Genomic DNA, 25,867 nt, shown 5'->3' on the forward strand with positions numbered 1-25,867 from the left:
ACCCGCACGGCGAAGCGGCGGGCCCGTCCGAGACGGGGCCCGCCGCTTTCGGAACGGTCCTATTCCTGCCGGACGCAGAGCCTCCCGGTGATCTGCATACGGTCGACGTCGCCGGTCTCAGCTTCGCGCAGGAACCGCCCACGGTACGGAATGGCCGTACGGGCACCGCCGTCCGAGGGGGTGCGGAAGGAGAGGTCCTTGCCCACGAGGAGCCGGACCGGCGCCGCTCCGGCGACCGAGAGCAGGAGTGCACCGTCGTCGGACTCGACCCGGCAGGACCAGGCACCGTTCGCATAGTGCCCGGCGCACTCCGGCGGCGCCGGCGCGGGCTCGGCGTCGATCGTGTCCCGAGGATGGTCACCGACCTCCAGGCCGGCCTCGCCGAGCCGTTCGAGCAGCGACTCCCACAGGCGCGCGCCGGTACTGCCGTTGGCGGTCAGCGCCACCACGGTCCGCGTCGACGGGTGCACGCGCAGGTGGCTCCACGCTCCGTCACCGGTGCCGTCATGGCCGGACCAGGTCCCGTACCGCGACCATCCGGCGCCCCATCCGTCCGCCAGCCCGTAGGCGCCCACGGCGAGCCCCTCCGTGACGTCCTCGCGCATCGACCGCGCCGTCGCGGAGTCGAGCAGGGCCGCGCCCGGGCCGAGGCCCAGGTGCGCGGCGCCGAACAGCGCGAGGTCGCGGGCGGACAGGCGCAGGCCGGCGGCCGGGTCCTCCAGCGGCGGCACGGACTGCGCCGGGATGGGCCGGGGCGGGAGGTCCGGGCGTACGAGATGCCCCAGCGCGACCGGTGCCGCGGCGTCGTGCCCCAGCGGGCGCAGCAGCATCGCGTGCACGGCTTCCGCCCAGTCGAGCCCGGTGATCTCCTCGATCAGGCGGCCGGCGATGACGTAACCCGGGTTGGAGTAGGAGAACACCGAGCCCGGTTCGTACACGGCCAGCTCACAGGCGTGGCGGGCGAGCCACCCGGCGCGGGTGGTTCCGAAGGGCAGCTCGGCGGTGTTCGCCGCCAGGCCCGCGGTGTGGCTGAGCACCTGCCGCAGTGTGCGGTCCGGGCCCGCGCGCAGTTCGCCCAGGTGCTCCGCCAAGGGCTCGTCCAGGTCCGCGTCGCCGTCGGCGGCCAACAGGGCCGCGAGCGTGGCGGTGAACGGCTTGGTGAGCGAGCCGAGCGGGAACGCCGTCGCGACCGTCACCGGCCTGCCCGATCCCGCCTCCTCCTCACCGGTCTCCGCGGTGAGCAAGCGGCCGTCGCGCCAGATCGCCGCCTGGGCACCGGGCACGCCGTGCCGGCGGGCAAGCTCCGTCAGCAGATCGTTCACCGTGGGTCCTCCGCCCCGAGGGTCGGCTCGCAGAGACGGGCGATCGACCGCAGTGCCGCCGCGAATGCGGTACCGAGCCGCGCGATCGTCGCGGGCTCGTGCAGGTTGACCGAGTAGTAGAGGTCGAAGCCGAGCCGGCCGCTCTCGACCGCGCCCACCACCTCCAGCGCCTGCACGACCCGCTCCCGGTCGTCCTGTTCCCGGCCGATCGGCTCGTGGAAGGCGTGGAACAGCGAGTGGCCGGCCGTCCGGGTGATCTCCTCGGTCTGGCTGTGGTAGTTGAACAGCACCGCGGGAGGCGTGCGGTCCGCCGGCACGGTGCCGGCCCCGGCCAGGTGGTGCAGAGCGCCGTAGCCGAGTCCGTTGCCGGGGACGGCGCGCAGGCAGCGGCGCACCGACCGCACGACGGCGGGCCAGTCGGCCTCGCCGTCCGTCCGGCCGGGGACCCTCAGGGCGACGGGGTACGAGCTGGTGAACCAGCCGACGGTGCGGGACAGGTCGACGTCGTCGAAGATCTCCTCACGGCCGTGGCCCTCCATCTCGATCACCAGCCGGTCGTCGCCGGACCAGCGGCACAGCGTCCAGGCCAGCGCGGAGAGCAGCACGTCGCTGGCCCGGGCCCGGAACCTGCCCGGCGCCACGTGCAGCAGCGCCGCGGTCTCGTCCCGTTCCAGCCGTACCGGCACGATCCGCCGCGACGACACCACGTTCGGTCCGGGGCCGTCGGCCGGCAGCGGCGCCGCCTCGGGCACCGCGTCCCAGTGCGCGGCCTGATCGGCGAAGCCGCCGTCGGCCGCATGCGCCGCGAGCCGCGTGGCCCACTGCCGGAACGAGGAGGTCTTCGCTCCCAGATCGATCGCCTTGCCGTCGAGCGCCTGGCGGTACGCGAGGTCCAGGTCGTGGTTGAGGATCCGCCACGACACCGCGTCGATCACCAGGTGGTGCACGGTCAGGTGCAGGTGTGCCCGCCGGTCCGGGCCGAGGTCGAAGAGGACCGCTCTCAGCAGCGGCCCGGTCGCCAGGTCGAGACCCGCGTCGGCCGCCGCGGCGAGGCGGTCCATGGCCGGGTGCAGTTCCTCGTCGGACAGCCGTGAGAGGTCGTGGCGCTCGAACAGTTCGCCGGTCTCGGCCGCGGCGTTGCGCTGGGACCAGCGGCCCCGCCCGTCGCGCGTGTACCGCATCCGCAAGGCGTCGTGGTGGGCGACGACCGCCGTGAGCGCGGCCCGCAGCGCCGTCTCGTCGGTGTCCGCCGCGAGCTCGACGTGGACCGACTGGGCGAGGTGCTGCGGGGCGACCGTGTTGCGCGCGAAGAACTCGTGCTGGATCGGGGTGAGCGGCACCTCGCCGGCCTCGGCCTCCTGGGTCGCGGCGACCCGGCGGTCCCGGCCTGCGGCGGCGACGAGCTGTTCGACGGTCGGGTGACGGAACAGGTCGCTGGAGGAGACCTGCAGTCCCGCCCGGCGGCTCCTGAACACGACCTGGATGCTGAGGATCGAGTCGCCGCCGAGGTCGAAGAAGTCGTCGGTGACCCCGACGCGCTCCACACCGAGCACCTCCGCCCATATCGCGGCCATCGTCCGTTCGTCGGGCGTACGGGGCTCCACCGCGGCCCGGCCGGCCGCCGCGGTCGCGGGCTCCGGCAGGGCGCGGCGGTCGACCTTGCCGTGCGCGGTGAGCGGCATCCGCTCCAGCCGGACGAGCGCGGCGGGGACCATGTACTCGGGGAGGCGGGCGGCGAGGTACGAGGTGAGTGCGGCCAGTGCGGCCGGGTCCTGCTCCGAGACCACGTACCCGACGAGACGGCGGCGGCCCGGCTGGTCCTCGCGGAGGATGACGGCCGCGCCGGCCACGTCCGGGTGCCCGGCGAGCGCCTGCTCGATCTCGCCGAGTTCGATGCGGTAGCCGCGCAGCTTCACCTGGTCGTCGGTCCGGCCGACGAACTCCAGCGTGCCGTCGGGACGCCAGCGCATCAGGTCGCCGGTGCGGTACATCCGGGAACCGGGTGGCCCGAACAGGTCCGGCACGAAGCGTTCGGCGGTCATCGCGGGCCGGTTCCGGTACCCGCGGCACACGCCGTCCCCGGCGAGGTACGCCTCCCCGGTCACGCCCACCGGCACCACGTTCAGGTCCCGGTCGAGCAGGTAGACCCGGGCGTCCGCGCTGGGCCGGCCGACCGGAACGGTCCCTTCGGGGCGCCCGTCGCGCTCGACCGGGAAGCAGGTCGCGGTCACCGAGCACTCGGTGGGCCCGTACGCGTTGACGATCCGCAGGCCGGGCAGCCGGTCGAGGACGCGTGCGCAGTGCGCTGCGGACAGCGCCTCGCCGCCGACGACGACCTTGTGCAGCCCCGCGAGGATGCCCGGGTCGGTGTCGGCGACGGCGTGGAAGAACCCCGCCGAGAAGGACATGGCCTGCACCTCGTGGTCGCGCAGGAACGCGTCGAGTTCGTCCACCGAGCGGAAGTCGCCTGGTCGCACGGCCAGGCACGCGCCGCTCAGGAGTGCCTGCCACAGCTCGTTCTGCGCGGCGTCGAACGAGATCGAGTGGTGCTGGGCGATCGTGGCGGCGTCTCCGAAGGTGTGCTCGCCGGCGGCGTGCACGAGCCGGACGAGGCCGCGGTGGGTGACCATGCTGGCCTTGGGCGTGCCGGTCGAGCCCGAGGTGTAGACGAGCACGGCGAGGTTGTCCGGGACGGTCGCCGAGGGCGGCGGCCCGACGGCGGGGCCCGGCCGCAGATCGTCGGTCAGCAGTACGTCGGCGCCGGTCTGCGGCAGGCCGGGCGCCAGCGCGGCGCTGGTGAGCAGCAGCCGCACGCCCGAGTCGCGGAACAGATAGGCGAGGCGCTCGGACGGGTAGCCGGGATCGAGCGGCACGTACGCGCCGCCCGCCTTCAGGACGCCGAGCATGGCGGTGATCATCTCGGCGCCGCCCGGCAGGCAGATGCCCACCGGCACCTCCGGACCGACGCCGCGGTCGGCGAGGTGGTGGGCGAGCCGGTCGGAGCGGGCGTCCAGCTCGGCATAGGTGAGCCGGGTGTCGCCGGCGACGACCGCGAGCCGGCCGGGGTGCCGGCGTGCGACCACCCGGAAGATTTCGTGCAGGCACTGGCCGGGGTAGCCGGACGGTGTGCCGTTGAACTCCCTGACCAGCCGGTCGTGTTCGGCGCCACGGACCATCGGCAGGTCCCGCAGGGTGGTGCCGGGTGCCGCCCCCGCCATCGCGTCCAGCATGCCCAGCAGATGATCGGCGAACCGGCGCGCGGTGGCGTCGTCGAACAGTCGCGGGTCGTAGCCGAGCCGCAGGTGCAGTCCGTCCATCAGGTGCGCCACGCAGGTGAGCGGGAAGTTCGACGTCTCCAGGCCGGCCAGCGACCGTACCGCCAGTCCGTGGCGCTCGGCCGCGTGCTCGTCGTACGGGAAGTTCTCGAAGACCACACAGCTGTCGAAGAGGCTGGTGCCCGCCGGGATCGCGGCCCAGTCCCGCACCTGGGCGAGTGACGCGTACTCGTACTGGCGGCTGTCGGCCTGCTGCTCCTGGATCTCGCGCAGCCAGGTGCGCAGCTCGCTGCCGGGCGAGACGGCCGGCCGGGCGGGCAGTGTGTTGATGAACAGGCCGGCCATCTCGTCCGAGCCCGGGAGTCCGGCGGGCCGGCCGCCCACCGTGGTGCCGAAGCAGACGTCCCGGTCGCCGCTGTAGCGGGACAGGAGAAGGGCCCAGGCGCCCTGGATCAGCGTGTTGACGGTGACCCGGGTGTTCCGGGCGAAGCTCTCCAGCCGCCCGGTCTCCGCCGCCGTGAAGACGAGGTCGAGGTGGCCGGTGTCGCGGGACTGGTGGGAGCGCAGCGGCACCCGGTCGTACGGCAGCGCGGTGGGCGCGGAGAACCCGGCGAGCAAGCCCGCCCAGTACGCCCGCGCCGCGCCGGTGTCCTGCTCGCCGAGCCAGCGCACGTACTCGCGGAACGGACGGCGCGGGCGCGGCGGCGCGACCTCGCGTCCGCTGAGCGCGGCGTGCTCCGCGAAGACCTCGCCGAGCAGGTCGGCGAAGCTCCAGCCGTCGAGGAGCAGGTGATGCGAGGAGCAGCGCAGGTGGACGCTGGAGGCGGAGAGCCGGGCCACGTGCAGCCGCAGCAGCGGCGGACGTGCCAGATCCAGTGGTTCCCCCGGGGACTCGGTCAGCCGGCGGATGCGTTCCCGCTGCTGTTCCTCGGTCAGCTCCGACCAGTCCTCCATGCTGACGGGCACGCGTACGTCCCGGTGGACCACCTGGAGGGGGCGTCCGCCCTCCGCGTCGACGATCGCCGTGCGCAGCACGGGTGTGCGGTCGACGACCCGTTGCCAGGCCTCGGCCAGCAGAGCGGGTTCGGTGACGCCGTCGAGGACGAGATGGAGGTGGGTGAGGTAGATGTCGTCCTCGTGCGCGTCGAGCGAGTGGAACAGCAGGCCGCTCTGCATCGGCGTGAGCGGGTAGATGTCCTCGACCGTGCGGCCGTCCCCGGCGATCCGGTCCACCTCGGCCTGGTCGAGCCCGGCGAGCGGGAAATCGGACGGGGTGCGGCCGCCCGCCCGGGAGCAGTGCGCCACGATGTCGGCGAGCGCGGCGGTGAACCGCGCCGCGAGGCCGGCGATGGTCTCCTCGTCGTGCAGCGCCGCCGAGTACTCCCAGGAGAACGCGAGCCGGCCGTCCCGGACCATCCCGGTGATCTCCAGCAGGTTCGGGCGGGCCAGGTCCGCGCTGCGGTCCGGTGCCGGACTGGGCCGCCAGCGGCGCAGCAGGCCGTCGCCGGTGGTCACGTCGAAGTGGCCGTGGTAGTTGAAACCCACCTGGCAGCGTCCGCCGCCCAGCCCGGCGTCCTTGGTCAGATAGCGCAGGGCGCCGTACCCGATGCCGGCCTCGGGGACGGCTCTCAGGGTCTCCTTGACGGTCTTGAGCCGGGTCCCCCAGTCCTCGGCCGGGACGGGCAGCACCACGGGGAAGAGCGTGGTGAACCAGCCCGCCGTGCGGGACAGGTCGACGTCGTCGAAGAGGTTCTCGCGGCCGTGGCCCTCCAGCTCGACCGCGACGGCGTCGCCGCCCGTCCAGTCGGCCAGCACCGCCGCGAGCGCGGTCAGCAGCACGTCGTTGATCCGGGTCCGGTACGCCGCCGGCACGTCCCGCAACAACGCGCGGGTCAGCTCGGCATCGAGACCGGCCTCGACCGTACGGGCGTGCGCGAGCGTGTCCGGTGCCGTGCGGCTGACCGGCAGCGGCGGGCAGGCGGCGGACGCGGCCTCCACGGCCTGCCAGTACGGCCGCTCGCTGTCGAACCGGCCGGACGCAGCCGCCTCGGTCAGCCGCGTCGCCCAGTCCCGGAAGCCGGTCGACTTCTCCGGGAGGCCGACCGGCAGGCCCCGCGCCGCCTGCTCGTAGGCGAGTTCCAGATCGGAGAGCAGCACGCGCCAGGTGACCCCGTCGACGACGAGGTGGTGCGCCGCGAGGAACAGCCGGTCGGGTTCGGGTGCGCCGGAGAAGAGCACCGCGCTCAGCAGGGGCCCGGCGTCGAGCCGGAAGCCGGTCTGCGCCGCCGTGACCGCCTCGCGGACCGCCCGCTCGCGGGCGGGACGGTCGAGGCCGGACAGATCGACCGTGCGGAACGGCTCGCCCGTTTCGGTGCTCGCGCAATGCTGCTGCCAGGCGCCGTCGGCGAGGACGGCGCGCAGCCGCAGCGCGTCGTGGTGGCCGAGCAGCGCCGTCACCGCCGTGCGCAGGGCGGCCGGACCGGTGCCGGGCGCGAGCTCCACGAACATCGACTGGTTGAAGTGGACGGCGCCCTCGGGGTACTGCTCGAAGTACCAGCGCTGCACCGGGGTGAGCGGCACGTCCCCGACCGCGGCGGCGGCCGCCCGCGGCGCCGGCTGATCCATGGTCTGGACGATGGCGGCGAGATCGGCGACGGTCTGGTGCCGGAAGATCTGCTGGGCGGTCAGGTACAGGCCGGCCCGCCGGGCCCTCGACACGACCTGCAGCCCCACGATCGAGTCGCCACCGAGTGCGAAGAAGTTGTCGCCGACGCCGACCGTGCCGGGTGGCAGGCCCAGCACTTCCGCCCAGATGGCGGCCAGTCGGGACTCGGTCTGGTCGCGCGGCGCCACGTGGTGTGCGGCGGCGTGGTCGGTGAGCGCCGGGGCCGGCAGCGCCTTGCGGTCGAGGGTGCCGCTCGGTGTCATCGGAAGCTGGTCGAGGACGACGAGCGCGGAGGGTATCGCCGGGTCGGGCACGATCCCCGCGAGGAACGCGCGCAGCTCGGTGAGCGTGGGCGCGGCACCGTCCGCGACCAGGTACCCGACGAGCCGGGCGCGGCCGGCCGTGTCGGCTCGTACCGCGGCGGCCGCGGCGGCGATGCCTGGGGCGCGCAGCATGGCGGCCTCGACCTCGCCGAGTTCCACCCGGAAGCCGCGCACCTTGACCTGGTCGTCCGCGCGGCCGAGGTACTCCAGGTCGCCGTCGGGCCGCCAGCGCCCGATGTCGCCCGTGCGGTAGAGCCGTCCACCGGTGAACGGGTCGTCCAGGAAGCGCTGCGCGGTCAGCTCGGGCCGGTTCCAATACCCTTGTGCCACCCCGTCGCCGCCGATGTGGATCTCGCCGGGCACACCGACGGGAACGGGACGCAGACGGTCGTCGAGCACGTACGTCCGGGTGTTGCCCAGCGGCCGGCCGACCGGCACGACCGCCGGGCCGCCCGGACCGCCGGGGCGCACCCGGTATGTCGTGGAGTCCACGGTGGTCTCGGTGGCACCGTAGTTGTTCGTGACGACGGCGTCGGGGGGCAGGACTTCGAGGACCGTGGCCGCGTCGTCGGCCAGCCACGCTTCGGAACCGACCGCGAGGACGCGCAGCGAGTCCGCCCGGCCGCCGGTCCAGGACAGCTCCTGGGCGACCGCCTTGGCCAGCGACGGGGTGGTCACCAGCAGGTGCGGGCGGACCGTGGTGATCAGCTCGGCCAGTGCCGGCGGATCGGTGATCACCTCCGCCGGGCAGATCACCATCTCGCCGCCGTACATCGCGGTCATCAGGAAGTCGCCGAGGAACAGGTCCACGGCGAGGCTGGACACCGACAGGCAGCGGCCTCGCAGCCCGGTGAGGCCGTAGCGGGCGTCCCAGGCGCGCATCATGTGGACGGCGTTGCGGTGGCTGACCATCACGCCCTTCGGGCGGCCCGTCGAGCCGGAGGTGTAGACGACGTACGCGAGGTCGTCCGGCCCGGCGGCCGTGGGGGGCGGCGTGGCCGGGTGGCGGTCGATCGTGTCCTGGTCGGTGTCGAGGCGGACGGTGGTCCAGGCGCCTTCGCCCACCGCCGCCGAGTCCGTGATCAGCACCGGCGCCGCGGCATCGCCGAGCACCAGGGCCAGCCGCTCTGCGGGGTGGCCGGAGTCGAGCGGCACGAAGGCGCCACCGGCCTTGAGTACCGCCAGCAGCGCGACCATGGCGTCCACGCCGCGGCCGAGGCAGACGCCGGTCAGCACTCCGGGGCGGACGCCGACCGCGACGAGGTGGTGCGCGAGCCGGTTGGCCCGCGCGGCCAGCTCGGCGAAGGTGAGCCGTCGGCTGCCGTCGCTCACCGCGACGGCGGCGGGCGTCCGCGCCGCCTGCTCGTCGAAGATCCGGTGCAGGGTCGGTGCGTCCGCTGCCGGGAGGGCCGGGCCCTGCCAGTCGACGGTGAGCGTCCGCAGCTCGTCGGCCGGCAGCATGGACAGACCGGCGAGCGGGGCCGTGGGCTGCTCGGACACCGCGCGCAGCAGGGTGACGAGGTGGCCGCCGAGCCGCTCGACGGTCGCCCGGTCGAACAGGTCGGTGCTGTATTCCAGGTAGCAGGTGAGCGAGGAGGCGTCCTCGTAGAAGTCGAATGTGAGGTCCAGCTTGGCCACGTCGATCGGCGGCTGGATCTCGGTGACGTCCAGCCCCCGGAAGGCCGGCACCGTGTCGGCCAGGTTCTGGAGGTTGACCATCACCTGCACCAGCGGCGGCCGGGACGCGTCCCGGTCGGGCCGCAGCGTGTCGACGAGGCGCTGGAACGGGACCTCGTCATGGGCGAACGCCTCGAGCAGGCCCGCGCGCACCCGGCCGAGCAGTGCGGTGAACGACAGCGACTCCTCCACCTGGGAGCGCAGCACCACGGTGTTGATGAAGAAGCCGATCAGGCTCTCCAGCTCGGGCCGCTGCCGGCCCAGGGTGACGGTGCCGACCGCCACGTCGGGTTCGCCGCAGTACCGGGCCAGCACCACCTTCGTGACCGTGACCAGGGCCATGAACAGCGTCGCGTCGTGCTCACGGCTCAGCTTCCGCAGCCGGCCCAGCACGTCGGCGGGTATCTCCACCGGCAGGATGGCGCCCGCGGACGTACGGACGGCCGGCCGCGGCCGATCGGTGGGCAGGTCGGCCGTGCGCATCCCCGCGAGCCGGCCGCGCCAGTAGTCGAGCTGCTCGTCGAGCGCGGCGGACCGCTCGCGCTCCCAGACGGCGTAGTCGGCGTACTGCACGGGCACGGGCGGCAGGCCCGCCGCGACGCCGGCGACCGCGGCCTCGTAGGCGGCGGCCAGCTCGCCGAGGAGCCGACCGGTCGACCAGCCGTCGCAGACGATGTGGTGCATGGCCAGTACCAGCACGTGCTCGTCGGCGTCCACGCGCAGCAGGGTGGCCCGCAGCAGCGGTCCGCGGCGCAGGTCGTACGGCGTGTTCATCTCCGCCGCGAGGAAGCGCTCGACCGTGGTCTCGGCATCGGGCCCCGACACGTCGACGGTCGGCAACGCCTGGCCGGTGTGCTCGTGCACGACCTGGACGCCACGGCCGTCGACCGCGTCGAAGGTGGTGCGCAGCATCTCGTGCCGGCGCACGACCTGGTCGAGCGCGGCGGTGAGCGCCGCGGTGTCGAGGCAGCCCCGCAGCCGCAGCGCGCGCAGCGCGTTGTACTCGGCGCTGTCCGGTTCCAGTTCGGCCAGGAACCAGAGCCGTTCCTGCGCCGACGACATCGGCGGCAGGCCGTCGCGCGGGGCGATCGGGATCGGCAGGTCCTCGGGCGCGGACTCGCCGGCGAGGCGGCGCAGCAGCTCCGCCCGGAGATGTGCCGGTACGGACGCGAACTTCTCGTCGAGCTGGGTCACTTGCGTTCCTCCCTGGGTCAGATCCGGCCGGGAGCCGCGGCGCCGGACACGGCGGCGAGGCTCGCGAAGACGCGCTCTTGGACCACTCCGGCGAGGTCGCTCACCCGACGGTGCTCGAACAGATCTCTCGGGGAGACCGGCACGCCGAACGCCGCGCGCAGGCGGACGGCCAGGCGCATCGCGTTGATCGAGTCGCCGCCGAGGTCGAAGAAGCTGTCGTGTGTGCCCACCCGGGGCACGGCCAGTACCTCGCCCCAGATCCGGCAGAGGGCTTCCTCGGTCGGGTCGGCCGGCGCCACGTACGACTCCTCGTCCGGACGGACGCGCGCCACGGGCAGCGCCGCCCGGTCCAGCTTGCCGTTGCGGTTGACCGGCAGCTCCGCCAGCGGCACCACGGCAGCCGGGACCATGTACGCGGGCACGTGCCGGGCGACGTGTGCGCGCAGCTCGTCCGCCGGCACGCCGGTACGCGGTACCACGTACGCGACGAGCCGCTTGCCGGCCCCGTCGGCCTGCACGACGACCGCCGCCTCGGCCACCGCCTCGTGTCGCAGCAGCACGTGCTCCACCTCGCGCGGCTCCACCCGGAAACCGCGGATCTTGACCTGGTCGTCCGTCCGGCCGGCGAACACCAGCGTGCCGTCCGGGTTCCAGCGCACCAGGTCGCCGGTGCGGTACAGGCGGGCGCCCGGCTCGCCGAACGGGTCGGCCACGAAGCGCTCCGCGGTCAGACCGGGCCGCCCGATGTAACCGCGGCCCACGCCGTCGCCGCCGAGGTACAGCTCGCCCGTGACGCCGGGGGGCACAAGGCGCAGCCGGTCGTCGAGGACGTGGACACTGGTGTTGGCGATCGGCCTGCCGATCGGCACGTGGTCGTACCGGACGCCGGGCTCCACGGCGAACAGCGTCGCGGCGACCGCGCATTCGCTGGGACCGTACCCGTTGAGCAGACGGCGTCCGGGCGACCACGAGGCGGCGAGGTCCGGGGTGAGGACCTCGCCGCCGCACAGGATGGAGTCGAGGTGCGGGAGCGCCGCCGGGTCGAGCGCCGGCAGGACGGTCGGCGGCCCGGTGACCGCGCTGACATCGGCCTCCCGCAGCCGCTCGATGAGTTCGGCGCCGCCGTAGGTCCCGGTGGTCGCGGGGGCGACCAGGGTGGCGCCTCCCGCGAGCGTGCTGAACAGGACGAGTGAGGCGGCGTCGAAGCTCATCGGGGAGAGCTGGTAGATCCGGCTGCCGGGGCGCACGTGCAGGGGAGCGACGGCCTCGACGGTGTTGACCATGGACCGGTGCTCGACCATGGTGCCTTTGGGCTTCCCGGTCGAGCCCGAGGTGTAGACGGTGTACAGCAGATCGCGGGGGCTGCCGTGGTCGGGCGGGGCGATCGCCGGCCGGGTGGCGATGGCGGGCCAGTCCGCGTCGAGCAGCACGAGTGGGGTCGTGGTGCCCGCGAAGAGGCCGCGGTGGCGGGTGTGGGTGAGGACCACCGCCGGGCGCGCCTCCGCCAGGATCGCGGCGGTGCGCGCGGCGGGGTAGTCGGGGTCGATCGGCACGTACGCGCCGCCGGCCTTGAGGGCGCCGAGGACGCCGACGACCAGGTCCGGGCCGCGCTCGACGGACACGCCGACCATCACGTCCGCGCCGACGCCGAGGCCGGTCAGGTGGTGGGCGAGCCGGTTGGAACGCTCCTCGACCTCCGCGTAGGTGAGCCGGTGCTCGCCGCGCTCGATCGCGACGGTGCCCGGCCATCGGGCGGCGCGCTCGCTGATGATCCGGTGCATGCGCCGCTCGATGGAGTACTCGGAGGGAGCGGCCACGCCCCACTCGCCGAGGACGAGCTGCCGCTCGGCACCGGTCAGCGCGGTCACGTCGCCGACGCTCGGCGCGGAGCCGGCGGCCAGTGCGTCCAGCACCGTGATCAGACGCGCGGCGGTCCGCTCCACGGTGGCCGGCTCGAAGACCGTCTCGTCGTAGAGCAGTCGCATGGACAGCGACTCGTCCGGGAACACGCTCAGCGCCAGGGGGTAGTTCGTGGCGAACTCCACGTCGAACGCGCGGATCATGGTCCGGTCGAGCGGATAGTTCTGGAAGACGACGACGGTGTGGAACAGCGCGGTGCCGGGCGCCGTGTCGGCGAAGGACTGCACGCGGTTCAGCGGAGCGTGGCCGAACTCCCGCGCCACCGCCTGCTCGCGTTGCAGCTCCGCTAGCCAGGACCGGGTGTGCGCGTCGTCGTCCACCCGGACCCGGACGGGCTGGGTGTTGATCATCATGCCGACCATCGACTCGACGTCGGGCAGGTCCGCCGGCCGTACCGCCGTGCTCGTGCCGAAGCAGACGTCGCGTTCGCCGCTCAGACGCGCCAGCAGGATCGCCCAGGCCGCCTGGACCAGCGTGTTGGAGGTCAGCCCGGTGCGCCGGGCGTACGCCGAGACCCGCGCGGCCGTCTCCCGCGGAACCGTCACCTGCACCGCCTGTCTGGCCGCGGGACGGTGGCCCTCGGGCGGCTGCCGGTCGCCGGGCACGGAGACCGGCGTGGTGAAGCCGGCCATCCGGCCGCGCCAGTAGGCGTCGGCGGCGTCCAGGTCCTGGTCCGTGAGCCAGTGCACGAAGTCCTGGAACGGCGGCCGTGTCCGCACCGGCTCGCCGCGGTATGCCCCGAGCACGTCCTGGAGCAGCTCCCCGGCGCTCCACCCGTCGGTGAGCACGTGGTGCATCGACCAGACGAGCTGGACGGAGTCCGGGCCGAGCCGCACGAGGGTGACCCGGCTCAACGGCGCCCTGGTGAGGTCGAGGCCGGCGGCGCGGTCGGCGTCGAGCAGCTCCCGCAGCCGCGCGGGGTGCTCCGTCTCCGGTACGGCGCTCCAGTCGAGCCGGCTCACCGGCAGCGTGACCTCGTCCCTGACCAGTTGCACGGGCTCCTCGACGTCGGCCCAGCGGAGCTCGGTCCGGAGCACCGCGTGGCGTTGCGCGGCCTCCTGCCAGGCCCGGCCGAGACGCCCGGGGTCGGTGACGTCGCCGAGCCGGACGACGAACTGGACCAGGTGCAGCGACGGGTCGTCGAGCATGAGGGCGTCGAAGAGCATGCCGCTCTGCATGGAGGTCAGGGGGTAGCTGTCCGCCGGCGGCGAGCCGTGCGGTACCGCGGGGACCTCGTCTAGAGGCGTCGCCGCGGCGGCCAGCGCCTCGACCGTCCGGTGGTGGAAGACGTCGGCCGTGCTCACCCTGAGCCCTCCGGCCCGCGCCCGCGCGACGATCCTCATGGCCAGGATGGAGTCGCCGCCCAGGGCGAAGAAGTCGTTCCGCACGCCGATCCGTTCGGCTCCGAGGGTCTCGGCCCAGATCGTGGCGAGTGCGCGCTCGGTGTCCGTGCGCGGCGCGCGGTACGCCTCGGCGTCGTCGGCCGGGGGCTCGGGCAGCGCGGACCGGTCCACCTTGCCGTTGGCGTTGACGGGCAGCCGGTCCATCCAGACGACGCGCGCGGGCACCATGTAGCCCGGCAGGCGTCCGGCCACCTGGTCGAGCAGTTCACGTGCGGCGAGGGGGCTCGGTCCGGTCGGATACGCGACGATGCTGCGCGTCGGGCCGCTCTCGCGCACCACCACCACGGCGTCGGTGACGCCGGGGCAGTCGCGCAGCGCGGCCTCGATCTCGCCCAGCTCGATCCGGAACCCCCGCATCTTGACCTGGTGGTCGGTACGGCCGAGGAAGTCGATGAGGCCGTCCTCGGTCAGGCGCACCCAATCGCCGGTGCGGTAGAGGCGGCTGCCGGGCGTGAACGGGTCGGCCACGAAGCGTTCGGCGGTCAGCGCGGGGCGTCCGAAGTAGCCGCGGCCCGTGCTGTCGCCGCCGAGGTAGAGCTCTCCCGTGCCGCCGGGTGCCACGGGGCGCAGCCGCTCGTCGAGCACATACGTCTCGGTGTCGTCGAGGGCCGTGCCGATGACGGTGGCCCGGACGTGCTCCTCGTCCGGTGCCGTGCGGTGCGAGGTGGCGAAGACCGTGGACTCGGTCGGGCCGTACCCGTTGACGAGCGTGATGCCCGGGCAGGCGCGCCGCACCCGTTCCACGGCGGTCGCCGACGGGGCTTCGCCGCCGGCCCACACCTCGCGCAGCCCCGCGAAGCAGCCGGGCTGCTCCTCGGCGAAGAGCCGGAACAGCGTCGCGGTCAGGAAGACCGCTTCGAGGCGGTGCTCCGCGACGAGTGCGGCCAGCCCCGGCGGGGTCAGCTCCCCGGGCCCGATGACCAGACGGCCTCCGTTGAGCAGCGGCAGCCAGACTTCGAGGGTGGAGAGGTCGAAACCGAGCGGCGCGATGAACAGCGCGCTGCGGCCGAACGAGGCGCGCATACGGGGTTCCCGGGCCAGCGCCACGATGTTGCGGTGGGTGATGGACACGCCCTTGGGCCGGCCGGTCGAGCCGGAGGTGTGCATGACGTAAGCGAGCTGCTCCTCGTCCAGGATCACCTGCGGGGCGTCGGCGCGGCGGCCCGTGTCCGCGCCGTCCGCGAGGAGCACGGGCGTGCCGGCGGTCGCCGCCCGGCCGGCGGTCGACCGGTCGGCGATCAGCGCGACCGCGTCGGTCTCGGAGAGCATCCAGCGGATCCGGTCGTCGGGGTAGCTCTCGTGCAGCGGTACGTAGGCCCCGCCCGCCTTGAGTACGGCGAGCAGGGCGACGACGGTCTCGGCCGAGTGGCCCGAGCGGCCCGTCAGCATGCCGACCCGCGACTCGGCGGTCACTCCGGCGCAGACGAGGCGGTGGGCCAGGTGGTTGGCGCGTTCGTCCAGCTCGCGGTACGTGAGGGTCGTGCCGGCCTCGACGACGGCGGGCGCGTCGGGTTGCTGCCGGGCACGCGCGGCTATGAGGTGGGGAAGAGCCCGGTTCTCCGGAGCGGCGGGTGCGTTGTCGAAACCGTGGGGCATGCTCGGCCCTTCACTAGAGACACACGTGGCGCGCGGATAGTGGACGGTCGAGCTTGGCGCGCGCGGGCGTACCGGCTCCACGTAGTTGAGCGGTGAGGAAACTGCCCGTTCGGCTGCCGGTCCCGCGGGGAGCACGCGAAACAGGTGAGGCGTGGCCGAAGCCACGCCTCACCTGCGCCAGCGGTCGTACGTCACTCGGGCCGTGCGATCGCCTCCACGGCCGGCGGCCGCAGTGCGAGCCGGGCCGGCAGCATCACGGCGGGCCAGGCGATCACCGCGGCCGCGACCACGATGCCGAGGTACATCAGGGGCGGAATGGACGGGAACACCGAGTGGCGTATCGCGTAGCTCATCCCGATCAGCGCCGGCAGGGCGGCCAGCGTGCCGACGACGACCGCGCAGAGCACGATGATGCCCGCCTCCTGGCGCATCATCGACCGGACCTGGCTGGTGCGGGTGCCGACGAGGCGCAGCAGGGCGAACTCGCGCCGGCGTGAGATCGTCGCCATGACCAGCGTGTTGACGACGGCGATGGCGAGATAGCCGAGCAGGACGGCGTTGAGTACGAGGCTGGTCCCTCCGCCGCTCGCGTCGTCGGTCGGTGCGGCGGTGACCGCCCCGGCGTCGTGCACGCCCAGCGTCGGGTACGGCTTCAGCGCCGCGGTCAGGTCCGCCTCCCGGCTGGAGTTGACCATCAGCCACTGGTCGAGGTGGTCGGTGGTGTGCGCGATGACCACGTCGTGGGGCAGGGTGACGTCGCCGAAGCCGAGTCCGTTCTCGTAGACCGCGACGACCTTGGCCTTTTCGACGGTGCCGTCGCCGAGGTGCACGTCGACACGGCCGCCCACGTCGACGCCGACGGTTCCGGCGACGAGGCGGCTGAGGGCGACCGTGGACCCGGTGAGACCGTCCAGGTCGCCGCGCAGCACGTCCAGGTCCAGGGTGTCCGGTACGGCCGCGGGGTCGACGCCCTGGGCCGTGGAGAGCCGGTACTGGATGCTGTCGCCGTCGGGCCAGGTGAGGATCGTCGAGGTCCGGGCGACCGGGCCGACTGTGCGGACACCGGGGACGCCCCGCAGCTCCGCGGCCAGGCCGGGTGAGATCCCCGTGCTCGCGGAGGTCACCACATGGTCGGCGATCACGCCGTCGACGGCCTGGTCGTGCGCGGCGGCGGCGAGCGTCGTGCCGCTGAAGAGCTGTGCGGACGCCATGGTCACGCCCATGATCAGCGGGGTCGTGGCGGCGCTGAGCCGGCGGGCCCGGGCCCGGGAGTTGGCGAGGGCGAGGAACCGGGTGGCGTTGCCCGGGCGACGGCCGAGCAGCGTCACGACGCCGCCGAACAGCCTGGGTCCGAGCAGGCCGACGGCGATCACCAGGACCAAGGCGGAACTGGCGGCGCCGTCGATGGCGGACTCGCCGGGCAGCGCGATCGGCAGCACGATCGCGGCGGCCAGGCCCCCGGGCACGAGCAGCGCACCGAGCGAGAGCCGGAACCAGCCCAGCTTCCTCGATTCCACGGCCACGTCGCCGAGCGCCTCGACGGGACTGACCTTGGCCGCGCGCCGGGCCGCGAGCCAGCCGCCGATCCGGGCCGCGAGGACACAGATCAGCAGGGCGCACAGCACGGGCAGCGGTGTGATCACCAGCGAGAAGCCGGACGGCAGCGTGCCGGCCGCCGTGAACACGGTGTGCAGCAGCTTGGCGAGCAGGATGCCGGGGACGGCGCCGAGCACGGCGCCGATCCCGCCGACGAGCACGGCCTCGCCGCCGATCATGCGCAGCACCTGCCGGGGGGTGGCGCCGACGGCCCGCAGCAGGGCCAGCTCGCGGCGGCGCTGCTGCACCGACAGGGCCAGCGTGCCGGAGACCACGATGATCACGAGCAGGATCATGGTGGCGCCGAACGCACTGGCGATCTCGATGACGAACGCGCGCATCTGCCCGACGTCGAGCGTCTCGACATCGCTGCGGTCTTCGCCGGTGTACGTGACCACGCCGGGCACGGCCTTCTTGATCCGGCCGGCGAGGTCGCCCGCGTCGGTCCCCTTCGAGGCCAGCACACCCACCGCGTCGATCTCGCCGGAGGTGCCGTAGAGCCGTGCCGCCTGGTCGTCGGTGAAGAAGACCGCGGACTGCCGGCCGAGCGCGGTCGCGGGCTCGGCGACGCCGCTGACCCGGTACGCCCTCGGTTGCGATCCGGTCACCAGCGTGACCTTGTCTCCCGGGGCGGCTCCGGCTCGCCGGGCGAGGTCGCCGTCGAGCACGACGTCGCCGGCCGCCCGCGGCCGGGTGCCCGCGCGCAGCGTGAACGGTGCCAGCACCGAGGCGGACCAGCCGTGCCCGTAGACGGGCGGTCCGCCGAGGACGGCGTCCTGCTTCAGCACGGTCGTACGGACGCTGACGTCCCCGACCGCGGTCTCGACGCCCTTGACCGCAGCGACCTTCGCGACCGTGCCGGCGGGCAGCCTGACCCGTTCGGAGAGCCGGGGGTCCGTATCGCCCTCGACGGGCATGGTCTGGGTGCCGCCGACGACCACGGCCGCCCGGTCGTACCGTTCGGCGGCGACTCCGGAGCTGATGCCGGTCTCCAGCAGCACACCGCACGCGGTGATCACGGCGGAGCCGACCGCGACGGCGATCAGCACCGCCGCGAAGCCGCCCTTGCGGCCGCGGATCGTGCTCCAGGCCAGCGAGAGGTTCCGGCGTGACAGCGTGCGGACCTTCTTCTTCGCCTTCTTGGCGGCCGGCGGATCCGCCGCCTCCGCCTTGCTCTTGCGGCTCACCACTCACCCAGCCTGGTCATCCGGTCGGCCACCCGCTCGGGCGTGGGCCCGACGAGCTCGCCGGCCAGCCGGCCGTCGGCCAGGAAGGTCACCGCGTCCGCGTGTGAGGCGGCGACCGGGTCGTGGGTCACCATCACCACGGTCTGGCCGGTCCGGTCGACGACCCCCCGCAGCAGTTGCAGGACCTGCCGGCCGGTGCGGGTGTCGAGCGCGCCCGTCGGCTCGTCGGCGAAGATCACGTCGGGTCTCGTGATGAGGGCGCGGGCGATGGCGACGCGCTGGCGCTGACCGCCGGAGAGCTGCCCGGGGTAGCGGTCCCCCATGTCGGCGAGCCCGACGTGCGCCAGTTCGGCGTGTATCCGGTCGGTGGGGATCGGGGCGTCGGCCAGCCGGAACGGCAGGCCCACGTTGTCGGCGATGGTGAGCGAGTCGAGCAGGTTGTACGCCTGGAAGACGAACCCGACCCGTTCCCGGCGGAGTTCGGTGAGCTGCTCCTCGTTCAGGCCGGCCAGGCGGGTGTCGCCGAGGGTCACGCCGCCCTTCGTGGGTTTGTCGAGACCTGCCGAGCAGTGCAGGAACGTGCTTTTCCCCGAGCCGGAGGGACCCATGATCGCGAGGAACGTCCCGCGCGGCACCCTCATCGTCACGTCGTCCAAGGCTGTGACCGCGTTACGGCCGGAGCCGTAGATTTTCGTCACGGATTCCAGTAAAAGAGCAGACCCGCCAGCCACTTCACACCCTTTCCCCGTTTCCTGGGACGGTAACGCCGACGCCCTCCCCGATCAACCCTGCCCCAAGGAAGAAACGTTTTCGAGCCGCACCTCGAAGGCAGGAGTAACGGCCTCTCGCCAGCACGCCTCTCTTTTCGGCCACGGCTTTCCCGATCGGCTGCCCGACTGGATATTTACGCCTGATATACACCCTTCTGTCGGTAACGACTGGGCGCGGCGAGGGCCGGGTGGTGCCGTCACCGAGCGGACCGGCGTGGACGTGGGGTGCCATGGGGTGCCATGGGGTGCCATGGGGTGCGTCGTCCGGCAAGCGGCTCTGAACTGCGGGTTTCGCTCTGCGGTCAACAAGATGGCCGAACCGTCGGGCACGCCGAAATACTTCTCGACGCCCCGGAGGATTCTTTACCCCCGGGTGGGCCGACAGCGCTTCACAATTCCCTTGCAGCGATGGGCAGCGAAAACAATGATTCCTGCGAATCTGGAACGCGCCGTCTACGGAATGTACGCCACGCACGCTCTGCGAGTCGCGGACGGACAGGGCGTCTTCGCGCACCTGATACGGCACAGCGGCGACAGCGCCGGGAAGATCGCGGCAGCCCTGGCCGTCGACGAGGACACCCTCGAACGGCTCCTGCTGGTGCTGTCGTCCTTCGGCGTCCTCGACGCGGACGGCGATCGGTACGCGCTCGCGGCGGGCGTACGGCCGTACGTCGACCGCGAGGACCCCCGTTACCTGATGGGGTTCGTCGACCATCTGATCAGCGACACCTCCGAGCAGTTCGGACGGCTGAGCGGCTACCTTCGCGCGGGCAAGGCCGAGAGCGACCGGGACACGCCGGCTCCGTTCGAGGCCCTCTACCGCGACGACGAGTCGGTGGGCCGCTTCCTGAACGCGATGTGGGGCCTCAGCCATCACGTCTCGCACGAACTCGTGGCCCTGGCCGGTCTGAGCGACGCCCGGCGGCTGATCGACGTGGGCGGAGCGAGCGGACCCTTCTCGGTGGCCGCCCTGCACGCCTGCCCACAACTGCGCGCGACCGTGTTCGACCTCCCCCAGGTCCGTCCGCACCTGGCCGCACGAGCCGCCGAGCACAAGCTGGGAGACCGGCTGGACTTCGCGGCCGGCGACTTCTTCCGCGACCCGTTGCCGGCCGGCGACTGCCTCGCCTTCGGCTACATCCTGTCCGACTGGGACGACGAGACCTGCGCGACGTTGCTGCGCAAGGCGTACGAGGCCTGTCTCCCCGGCGGCCGGGTCCTGGTCATGGAACGGCTCTTCGACGAAGACCGCGGCGGCCCCCTGGCCACGGCCGTCATGAACCTCTCCATGCACGTCGAGACCCGGGGCCGGCACCGCACGGCGACCGAGTACCTGGGCCTGCTGCGTCGTGCCGGCTTCGTGGACGGCACGGTCCGGCGCTCCGGCGGCGACAAGCATCTGATCATCGGCCGGCGCGCCGAGAGCGGGTCCGGGCGGTGAGCGCCGTACCCGCCGTCACTCCCGTCCGCGCGCGGGAACTGCCCGTCCGCTGCGCCGAGCTGGCTGCCCGGCTGCACGCCACGCCCCTCGCCGAACTGCCCGACGAGGAGGTCCTTCGGCTGTCCGAGCGGTACGACGCGGCCGTGGCCGGGCCGGACACCGAGGAGAACGAGATCCTGCGGCTGCTGACCCGGCCGTTCAGCCGGCGCCTCGACATACCCGAGTACTACCGCTACACCGGACTGCACGTGACCGCCTGGTACCTCGCCCGGCGGGAGGACGCGTACGAGGCGAGCCTGCTGCTTCTGCACGCGCTCGTGACCGACCTGATCGCGCTGGAGGAGCGCGAGGCCGGGCGGCACGAGACCACGGTCGAGGAGGGCGCGGAACGCGTGCGCCGTCTGACGGCCGTGCTCGACCACCTCGGCCGGTCCCCCGTCGGCCCGGACCGCACCATGGCGAGCGCCGGGCTGGTCCGGCGCGCCGGCCACGACGACGTGCTGGTCCGCGACCTGCTGGTGGTCAACCGGTGCTCGGGATTCCGCTGGTCGGACAAGCACGACGAGCACATCTTCATGCGTGCCGTGCAGGCCTGCGAGATCGCCTTCTTCCTCGTCCGCTGGACCGCGCGCCGCGCGACCGAGGCCATCGGCCGTGACCGCGGCGCGTACCTCCTGAGGATGAGCCAGCTCACCTCGGCGGCCGACTTCTTGAACGTCGTCTTCCACGCGCTGCGCACGCTGACCCCGGAGCTGTTCATGGGCTTCCGGGACGCGACGGGGAGTGCCAGCGCGGTCCAGTCGCTCAACTACCACCTGATGGAGCTGGTGGTGTACGGCTACGACGAACGGAAGGCCGGGATCTACCAGCGGTTCGCGCACCTGGCCCCGGTCGGCAGCCCGCTGCTCCGCGCGTTCACGTCCCTGCGGGACGCCGCGGCCGGCGCCCGCGATGCCGACGTGCGCGAGGCCTTCGCGGCGAGCGAGGCGCCGCTGCACATCTGGCGCGGCCGGCACTACGGGTTCGGCCGCCGCTACCTGCCGGAGATGACGGGGTCCGGCGGCACCGAGGGCGCCGGTTACCTCAAACGCTTCGTCGGAAAAGCCGGACTGCCGTCCGGTGACCGTACGGACGACGCCGGGCACCTGCTCACCCGGTTCGCCTTCTGCTGACGGAGGTCCCTCGATTCCTATCCCGGCGCCCCGGCGCCGGTGAGTCCCGGCATCGCCGTGGCTCCAAGCACGCTTCGCCCGACACTCGTATGAGAGGTGCTTGTGAACAGAATGCTGCCGACGGTCTCCGCGGAGAACCTGACCCAGTTCGAGACCCTCGCCCTGTCCAGTTCGATGAACCTCGCCGACGGGCACGCCCGCCAGCAGCTCACGGCCGCGCAGAGCAAAATCGTCGCCGAACTGCCGGACATGTGGGCCGAGGCTGCCGTGCGCCCGGTGGACGAGATCGAGCAGGAGGCCGCCGAGTCGTTCTTCGGCATGCTCGGCCAGCACAGTCATCCGTTCGCCGCCGGCCGGACGCTGAGCTGCTACTCGTCCTCGCTGGCCATGGAGATCCTCGCCCGTTCGCTGGTCACCACGTCCGACGCGGTGGCGCTGATCCACCCCACGTTCGACAACATCCCGGACATCCTGCGCGGGGTCGGCCTGCGGCTGGTGCCGGTCGAGGAGGAGCAGGCCCACGACGAGGACCTGCCGGCGGAGCTGCTCGAACAGGTCGGCTGCGTCTTCATCACCACGCCGAACAACCCCACCGGCCGGGTGATGAGCGAGGCCCGCCTGCGCAGGCTCGCCGAGCAGTGCGCCGAGTACGGAGTGGTGCTGGCCCTGGACACCTGCTTCCGGGGGTTCGACCCCGACGCGCAGTTCGATCACTACGCCGTGCTCGACGCGAGCGGCTGCCGCTGGGTGGTCATCGAGGACACCGGCAAGCTGTGGCCCACGCTCGAACTCAAGATCGGCTGGCTGGTCCGCTCGGCCAACGTGGACCTGCCGGTCGAGAAGGTCCACTCGGACATCCTGCTGGGCACCTCGCCGCTGATCCTGCTCATGGTGAAGCGGTTCGCCGACGACGGGGCGGACGGCGGCCTGGCCGAGTTGCAGCGCACGATCGCCGAACACCGGGCCCTGGTGCGTGCCGAGTTGGCGGACGTGCCGGACATCGGTTTCGTCGACGACCGGGCCCGGGTCAGCGTGGAGCGCCTGCACGTCGGCTCGCGGCTGGGCATGGACGTCTGGTCGGCGGTCCGCTCGCAGAACCTCTATGTGCTGCCCTGCCAGAAGTTCCACTGGGCGAGGCCGCGCGAGGGCGAGCGGATGCTGCGCCTGGCCCTGTCCCGGAACTCCCCCACCCTGCTCGCGGGCGCGCGGGTGCTGCGCTCGGCCCTGCTGGGCGTGCCGGAGCTGCGGGGCTGATGGTGCGACCGGACACGACCGTCTCCCCGCTTCCGCAGGCCCGGTGGTGGCGTGCGGGAGTGGTGCAGGCCGTCTCCCCGCCCGGCGTCATCGACCTCGGGCCCGGCTACCTCGAACCGGCTCTGCTAGCGGTCGACGAGGTGCTGCCGCTCTACGCGGAGGCCCTCACCATGTTCGGCCCCGCGGCGCTCAGTTACGGCGCGAACGCCGGAGCCGAGCCACTGCGCGCCTCGCTGGCCGCCCGGCACGGCTGCACGGCCGAGGAGATCATGGTCACCGCCGGCAGCTCCCAGGCGCTGACCTTGCTGTGCACCGTGCTGGGGCGGCCCGGCCGGTTCGTCGTGGTCGAGCGTACGTGCTACGACCTGGGCCGGAGCATCATGACGGACCACGGTCTGCGCCTGCGGGAAGTGGACGCCGACGGCGAGGGCGTACGGCCCGATTCCCTGGACCGGGCCCTGTCCCACGGCGACGACGTGGCGTTCGTCTATCTGACGCCGACCTTCCACAACCCGACCGGCACGGTCGCGGGCGAACAGCGCCGCCGGGAGCTGCTCGCCGTCGCCGCCCGGCACGGCGTGCCGATCGTGGAGGACGACGCGTACACGGAACTGTGCCTGGACCGCCCCGCCCCGCCGCCCTCGCTCGCCGCGCTGGCCGGGCGCCAAGGGGTGATCCGGCTCGGCTCGTTCGCCAAGACACTCGGACCGGGCCTGCGGCTGGGCTGGCTGGAGGCGGAACCCGGCCTGATCGACACGCTGGCCGGGCGCGGACAGCTGGTCAGTGGCGGCGCGCTCAACCACCTGACCTCGCTGGCCGTGTCCATGCTGATGGGGGACGGCCGCTACGAACGGCGCCTGTCGTGGCTGCGTGGGCAGCTCCGGCTGCGGCGCGCGGCGCTCGTGGCCGCCCTGCGGTCCGGCCTGGACGAGTCGGTGACCGTCAGCCGTCCGGCCGGCGGCTTCTTCGTCTGGCTGACCTTCGACCCGCGGCGCAGCGAGGCGGCGCTGCTCGCCGCGGCCGGCCGGGCAGGCGTCGCGGTGGCACCGGGCTCCCGCTTCGGCAGCGCGGTCGGCACTCATCTGCGCCTCGCGTACAGCCTCAACCCGCCCGACCGTCTGGCGGAGGCGGCCGCGCGGCTCGCCGCCGCCTGGAGAACGGAGGAAACCCTTCGATGACCACTTCCGTCGCCAGCAGCCTGCGCGGCTACAGCCTTCCGCTCTCCCCGTCCGGTACGTCGGCCACGCTCACTCCCCCGCCGTGGCACTTCTCCGGCGAGATCGTCATGGTCGACTACCACGTGGATCCCGCGGCGGCGACGCTGTTCCTCCCGCCCGAGCTCGACCCCGGCGCCGATCCGGGGCAGGCCGCCGCGGTCTTCGCGCACTGGCAGTGGTGCTCGGAGCCGGGCACCGAACTCGCCGACCCGGGGGCCAGCCAGTTCAGCGAGTTCCTGATCCTGCTGGGCTGCGAGTACCGCGGGCGCCCCCTGGCCCGGTGCCCTTACGCCTGGGTCGACCAGCCCGTGCCGCTGCTGCGCGGCTGGGTGCAGGGAATGCCGAAGCAGTTCGGCGAGGTGCATCAGACCCGGCCGATGCGCGTCGGCAAAGCGGGGCCCCTGGGCTCTGCCGCGGGCGCCTACCACGGCACCGCCGCGGCAGGAGGCCGCCGCATCGCCCATGCCTCGGTGCGCGTGACCGGCCCGGCCGCCGAACCGCCGGCGCTGCACACCGTGCCGCTGGTGCACAGCCGGGTCCAGTCGCCCTGGCTCGCCGGTGAGCAGCCGCCCGTGGAGCTGGTGACCTCGACCGTCACCGGAGTCGAGTTCTCCGAGGTGTGGTCGGGCGACGCGAGTCTCGAGATGTTCGACGTGCTGGACGCGGACTTCGCCTCGCTGCGGCCGGTCTCGGTCGGCCGTGGTCACGTGTTCGGATACGCCGAGACACTCGTCTCCGGCCAGGCACTCGCCTGAAACCCTCCCGGAAGGAGCAGCACATGACGAACCCGTTCGACGACCCTGACGCGACCTTCAAGGTGCTGGTCAACGAGGAAGGCCAGCATTCGCTCTGGCCCGCTTTCGCCGCCGCCCCCGAGGGGTGGTCGGTCGCGCTGCCCGACACGGACCGCGACACCTGCCTCGGGTACGTCGAGGAGCACTGGACCGACATGCGCCCGAAGAGCCTGGCCGACCGCATGGCCTCGCGCTGATGGGAGTCGCGACCGTCGGCGGCATCCGGCTGCACTACGACGACCCCGTACCCGACGGCGGCGCAGGCGGGGAGCCGGTCGTCCTGGTCATGGGCGCCGGCGGTCGCGGCCGGACCTGGCATCTGCACCAGGTGCCGGCGCTCACCGCGTCCGGCTGTCGAGTGATCACGTACGACTCCCGGGGCGTGCCCCCCAGCGACCCCGCCGAGGCGGGGTTGACGGTCGGCGATCTCGCAGCCGACCTGGCCGGGCTCATCGAGCACCTGGGGGCCGGGCCGTGCCGTCTGGTGGGCACGTCGCTCGGCGCGCACGTGGTGCAGGAGCTGCTGCTGACCCGGCCCGACCTGGCCACCGCCGCCGTCCTGATGGCCACCCGCGGCCGCGACGACCGCCTGCGCGCGGCCGCCGCCCGGGCCGAGATCGAGCTGCTGGATTCCGGCATCACGCTGCCGCGCCGCTATCACGCGGCCCGGCAGGCGATGCTCAACCTGTCGCCGCACACGCTGGACGACGACCTCGCGGTGTCCGACTGGCTCCCGGTGTTCGAGCAGTCGCAGTCGACCGGCCCCGGACTGCGGCACCAGCTCGCCATCGAGCCGGACCCCGGTCGCCTCGCGGCCTGCGCCGCGATCACCACGCCGTGCCTGGTCCTCGGCTTCGCGGACGACCTCGTCACGCCCCCGCACCTGGTCGCCGAGGTGGCGCGCGCCATCCCCGGGGCCGTCTACCGGCTGATCGACCACGCGGGTCACTACGGGTACCTGGAGCAACCGGAGGAGGTGAACCGGCAGATCCTCGAGTTCTTCGACGGCGTCGGCGAGCGACGGGGCTGACCTGGCCGGAATCCCTCCATCGCACGGCCGG

Annotated in this window: 12 protein-coding genes; 7 read left to right on the plus strand and 5 right to left on the minus strand. The window is 73.2% G+C overall.

The window, feature by feature from the left end; genetic code table 11:
• Window positions 1-59 precede the first annotated feature (59 nt).
• The 5 genes from ACH4OA_RS13775 to ACH4OA_RS13795 all read right to left on the minus strand — a co-directional run bounded on the left by ACH4OA_RS13775 (window position 60) and on the right by ACH4OA_RS13795 (window position 18,856).
• Window positions 60-1,322, minus strand: a complete 1,263-nt coding sequence (locus ACH4OA_RS13775) for a serine hydrolase domain-containing protein (protein WP_397969099.1) — start codon at window positions 1,320-1,322, stop codon at window positions 60-62.
• Window positions 1,319-10,456: an amino acid adenylation domain-containing protein gene (locus ACH4OA_RS13780; protein WP_397969101.1), complete on the minus strand. Its 9,138-nt coding sequence runs from the start codon at window positions 10,454-10,456 to the stop codon at window positions 1,319-1,321. The genes ACH4OA_RS13775 and ACH4OA_RS13780 overlap by 4 nt, the downstream gene beginning before the upstream one ends.
• Window positions 10,457-10,473: 17 nt before the next feature.
• Entirely contained in the window at window positions 10,474-15,375 is a 4,902-nt protein-coding gene (locus ACH4OA_RS13785; protein ID WP_397969103.1) for an amino acid adenylation domain-containing protein, read from the minus strand.
• A 191-nt stretch (window positions 15,376-15,566) separates the two neighbouring features.
• Window positions 15,567-18,161, minus strand: coding sequence for an ABC transporter permease (locus ACH4OA_RS13790; RefSeq protein ID WP_397969105.1), 2,595 nt, complete (start codon window positions 18,159-18,161; stop codon window positions 15,567-15,569).
• Window positions 18,155-18,856: an ABC transporter ATP-binding protein gene (locus ACH4OA_RS13795; protein ID WP_397935826.1), complete on the minus strand. Its 702-nt coding sequence runs from the start codon at window positions 18,854-18,856 to the stop codon at window positions 18,155-18,157. The genes ACH4OA_RS13790 and ACH4OA_RS13795 overlap by 7 nt, the downstream gene beginning before the upstream one ends.
• A 496-nt stretch (window positions 18,857-19,352) precedes the next feature.
• Here ACH4OA_RS13795 and ACH4OA_RS13800 point away from each other — a divergent pair, with 496 nt between their 5' ends.
• From ACH4OA_RS13800 to ACH4OA_RS13830, 7 genes are all read left to right on the plus strand, one after another.
• Window positions 19,353-20,369: a methyltransferase gene (locus tag ACH4OA_RS13800; RefSeq protein WP_397969107.1), complete on the plus strand. Its 1,017-nt coding sequence runs from the start codon at window positions 19,353-19,355 to the stop codon at window positions 20,367-20,369.
• Window positions 20,366-21,541 carry a tryptophan 2,3-dioxygenase family protein gene (locus ACH4OA_RS13805; RefSeq protein ID WP_397969108.1) on the plus strand — a complete coding sequence of 392 codons (1,176 nt, stop codon included), beginning with the start codon at window positions 20,366-20,368 and terminating at the stop codon, window positions 21,539-21,541. The genes ACH4OA_RS13800 and ACH4OA_RS13805 overlap by 4 nt, the downstream gene beginning before the upstream one ends.
• A gap of 96 nt (window positions 21,542-21,637) precedes the next feature.
• On the plus strand, window positions 21,638-22,795 hold the full coding sequence (gene mppP / locus ACH4OA_RS13810; RefSeq protein ID WP_397969109.1) for an enduracididine biosynthesis enzyme MppP: 1,158 nt from the start codon (window positions 21,638-21,640) through the stop codon (window positions 22,793-22,795).
• Complete coding sequence (locus ACH4OA_RS13815) at window positions 22,795-23,973, plus strand: aminotransferase class I/II-fold pyridoxal phosphate-dependent enzyme (RefSeq protein ID WP_397969111.1); 1,179 nt, start codon at window positions 22,795-22,797, stop codon at window positions 23,971-23,973. Before mppP ends, ACH4OA_RS13815 begins: the two co-directional genes overlap by 1 nt.
• Window positions 23,970-24,767, plus strand: a complete 798-nt coding sequence (gene mppR / locus ACH4OA_RS13820; protein WP_397969113.1) for an enduracididine biosynthesis enzyme MppR — start codon at window positions 23,970-23,972, stop codon at window positions 24,765-24,767. Before ACH4OA_RS13815 ends, mppR begins: the two co-directional genes overlap by 4 nt.
• 23 nt (window positions 24,768-24,790) lie before the next feature.
• Window positions 24,791-25,003 carry an MbtH family protein gene (locus ACH4OA_RS13825; RefSeq protein ID WP_397969115.1) on the plus strand — a complete coding sequence of 71 codons (213 nt, stop codon included), beginning with the start codon at window positions 24,791-24,793 and terminating at the stop codon, window positions 25,001-25,003.
• Window positions 25,003-25,836 carry an alpha/beta fold hydrolase gene (locus ACH4OA_RS13830; protein WP_397969116.1) on the plus strand — a complete coding sequence of 278 codons (834 nt, stop codon included), beginning with the start codon at window positions 25,003-25,005 and terminating at the stop codon, window positions 25,834-25,836. Before ACH4OA_RS13825 ends, ACH4OA_RS13830 begins: the two co-directional genes overlap by 1 nt.
• The last annotated feature ends 31 nt before the right edge of the window (window positions 25,837-25,867 follow it).

Source organism: Streptomyces sp. NPDC017095, assembly GCF_044332325.1.
In the GTDB taxonomy this organism is placed as follows: Bacteria; Actinomycetota; Actinomycetes; order Streptomycetales; family Streptomycetaceae; genus Streptomyces.